Source organism: Halochromatium sp., assembly GCF_046541315.1.
Taxonomy (GTDB): Bacteria; Pseudomonadota; Gammaproteobacteria; order Chromatiales; family Chromatiaceae; genus Lamprobacter.
The window spans coordinates 1-2,949 of record NZ_JBKHDN010000273.1 but is presented as its reverse complement, the minus strand read 5'-3'; the positions used below and the strand labels follow the sequence as shown (position 1 = coordinate 2,949).

Here is a 2,949-nt window from a genome sequence, read left to right as displayed (position 1 = left end):
AGCCGCGCCTTGCCGATGACGGTGGCATCGATCAATTCGCGCCGGCCAAAGCGCACCCGGATCCGATCGCCGAGACCGCCGGAGTCGAGCGCCTCGCCTTCGCGGGTGACGCGAAAATGCGCGCCGCGCGCCTCGACCACCACCTGCTGACCGCGCTCGACGAGCCGTTCGGACTCGAACTGGCGGGTTTGCAAGGGCACGCCGGCCTTGAGCGGCTGGCGCGCGATCTGGCCGACGATCGCCGCGGGTTCGAGCACCGAGTCGCGCGGCAGCTCGCTGAGGTTGCCTTGGCGCTCGCCGAGCATCTCCGCCGTGATCTGGGTGCCGGCCTCCAGATCCCGCCTCAGCACCGGGTAGGCGCCATAGCGATTGATCTCGGCCTGCAAGTAGCGCACCTGCCGTCCCTGCTCGCCACAGCGCACGCCCACCGAGAGACGTCCCTCGAGCGTGCGCGTGCGCCCGGGCAGGAAGGGCTCGGGCGAGCGGCAAGGCGGCAGGTGCGCCGAGGGCGGGGTGACCTCGATCATCAGCTCCTCGCCGTCGCCCTGCTCGCTGGCTTGCGCGTGCAAGAAGTCCTGCACCGCCTGTACCATGGCCTCGTCGGCGTGCGCCGGCGTGGCGCTCGCCAGCAGCAGCGCCACGCTGGACGCAACGACGATACTGCGCTGATTCTGAATGGAAACGGTTGAAATAATCACGGAAAGCGAGGCTGTTCGATCCTTTGGGCTGATCTTCGGCGCACTATGCTTTACACTACGTCACCACGGCACGACTCGCCAGCGGCTGCGGTCCTAACGACCCGGCCCCGAAGGCCGGGGTTCCCCTCGGGAGAAACTGAACTGATGATCGATCAGCTCGCGAACGCCCTTGATTTTAGCCAGCAGGCCCTCGCGCTGCGCCAGGAGCGCCACGAGGTGCTCGCCAGCAATATCGCCAACGCCGACACGCCCCACTATCTCGCGCGCGATTTCGACTTCGGCAGCGAACTGGAGAAGGCCGTCGAGCGCGGCCGTCGCCAGCGCGCCGAGGGCCTTGCGCTCGAGCGCACCTCGGTGCGCCACATCCCCGGCCAGGGTCCGCCGCTGCGCTCGCCGCTGGAGGAGATGCTGCTCTATCGCATCCCGGCGCAGCCGAGCCTCGACGGCAACACGGTCGAGATGGAGCAGGAGCGCACCCAGTTCCTCGACAACGCCATGCGCTATCAGACGGGGATCAACCTCGCCAGCAGCCGCATCCAGGGGCTCAAGAATGCCATGCAGCCCGAGTAAACGCCTCCGATCCCCAGACCCGACGACAGATCCGGCGGGTCCGGCCCGATCTCAGGCCCGATCGCAATCCCGAGTCGCTCGTTCAGGCCCGCATCGCCCTCGCATCATCGATCAGGATCAGCCTCAGGAACAGCGCCGATGACCCTCTTCTCCATCTTCGATATCGCCGGCTCGGCGCTGCAAGCCCAGTCCCAGCGCATGAACGTGACCGCCAGCAACCTCGCCAACGCCAACAGCATCACCGACCCCGAGGGTGAGCCCTATCGCGCCAAGCAGGTCTTCTTCGAGAGCCTGGCGAGTGATAAGACGCGCGGCATCGGCGGCGTGCGCGTGCGCGAGGTGCAGGACGATCCGGCACCGTTTCGCCTGGAATACCAGCCCGACAACCCGCTCGCCGACGAGCAAGGCTATGTGCGCATGCCGAATGTCGAGCCGGTGCATGAGATGGTCAACATGATCTCGGCCTCGCGCTCCTATGAGGCCAATGTCGAGGTCATGAACACCAGCAAGCAGATCATGATGAAGACACTGACCATTGGCGAGGGTTAACCCATGTTCGACGAAATTGATAACACAGCGGCGACCGGTGCCGCCGGCGGTGCCGGTGGCAGCAGCCTACCGCTGAGCCAACGCCAGTCCGACGAACTGCGCGAGAGCTTCCTGCGTTTGCTCACCACCCAACTGCAGAATCAAGACCCGCTCAACCCGCTCGAAAACGCCGAGATGACCTCGCAGATCGCGCAGATCAACACGGTCAGCGGCATCGAGCAGTTGAACGAGACCCTTCAACTCATCACCGGCCAGATCGACGCCAATCAGGCCCTGCAGGCCAGTAGCCTGGTCGGCAAGGGCGTGCTGGTGCCGGGCGACAAGGTGTTGCTGGAGAAGGATGACGAGGGCGAGGTCTTCACCACGCCGTTCGGCATCGAGCTGGATGAGCCGGCCGAGAATGTACAGGCCACCATCACTGATTCTGCCGGGCAAGTGCTTAGCCGTCTCGAACTCGGCGCGCTCGACCCGGGCATCCACTCCTTCAACTGGGACGGGCTCACCAGTGAGGGCGTGGCCGCCGAATCCGGTTCCTATCGCGTGCAATTCGAGGCGCTCGATGCCGATGAGGAATCCATCGCCGCCGAAGCACTGAATTACGCCCAGGTGAGCGCGGTGACGCCACAGGATCGGGATGGCAACGTCCAGCTCGATCTCGGCGCCATCTATGGGCAGGTAAGTCTTGACGATATCCGTCAGATCCTCTGAATCCGTGTCCCTGAATCCTAAATCCCTAGGATTCAGGGCTCCGCATACCATAGCCGATCACAGGAGAACATCCCGATGAGCTTCTCACAAGCACTCAGCGGAATTCGCTCGCAAGGCGAAAACATCCGGGTCATTAGTGACAATATCGCCAACTCGCAAACGGTTGGCTTCAAGGGTTCGCGAACCGCTTTCGCTGATATTTTTGCCGGCTGTGTTGGCTGCGGGGGGCAGGCAGGATTAGGTGTTCGCGTGGTCGATATCATGCAGGACTTTTCCGATGGAGCCTTGGAAAATACCGGCCGGAGCTTGGATTTGGCAATCGCGGGTCAGGGGTTCTACCGTTTGGAGAAGACGAATGGCGAGATTGTCTATTCTCGCAATGGCCAATTCAATCAGGATGCTGAAGGATATCTTGTCAACGCGA

5 protein-coding genes are annotated in these 2,949 nt (G+C 63.4%); 4 read left to right on the top strand and 1 reads right to left on the bottom strand.

All coding sequences use genetic code 11. The features are described 5' to 3' along the window. The coding region (gene flgA / locus ACLFQI_RS13010; RefSeq protein WP_410759949.1) for a flagellar basal body P-ring formation chaperone FlgA at positions 1 to 698 on the bottom strand (698 nt) is incomplete at its 3' end. A 144-nt stretch (positions 699 to 842) separates the two neighbouring features. On the opposite strand from flgA, the gene flgB reads away from it, so the two are divergent. The 4 genes from flgB to ACLFQI_RS12990 all read left to right on the top strand — a co-directional run. Then, a complete protein-coding gene (gene flgB, locus ACLFQI_RS13005) occupies positions 843 to 1,268 on the top strand; it encodes a flagellar basal body rod protein FlgB (RefSeq protein ID WP_410759947.1) in 426 nt (141 codons plus the stop codon). Positions 1,269 to 1,406: 138 nt separating this feature from the next. After that, the gene (gene flgC, locus ACLFQI_RS13000; RefSeq protein ID WP_410759945.1) at positions 1,407 to 1,817 is read left to right on the top strand and encodes a flagellar basal body rod protein FlgC; all 411 of its coding nucleotides are present in this window, start codon (positions 1,407 to 1,409) and stop codon (positions 1,815 to 1,817) included. Between the two features lie 3 nt (positions 1,818 to 1,820). Continuing rightward, positions 1,821 to 2,525, top strand: a complete 705-nt coding sequence (locus ACLFQI_RS12995) for a flagellar hook assembly protein FlgD (RefSeq protein ID WP_410759944.1) — start codon at positions 1,821 to 1,823, stop codon at positions 2,523 to 2,525. A gap of 75 nt (positions 2,526 to 2,600) precedes the next feature. Beyond that, positions 2,601 to 2,949: flagellar hook-basal body complex protein (locus ACLFQI_RS12990; protein ID WP_410759942.1), on the top strand; the 349-nt coding region annotated here is incomplete at its 3' end.

Coding starts and splice junctions, on each gene's coding strand:
- flgB (WP_410759947.1), top strand. CDS start 843: ATGATCGATCAGCTCGCGAACGCCCTTGATTTTAGCCAGCAGGCCCTC.
- flgC (WP_410759945.1), top strand. CDS start 1,407: ATGACCCTCTTCTCCATCTTCGATATCGCCGGCTCGGCGCTGCAAGCC.
- ACLFQI_RS12995 (WP_410759944.1), top strand. CDS start 1,821: ATGTTCGACGAAATTGATAACACAGCGGCGACCGGTGCCGCCGGCGGT.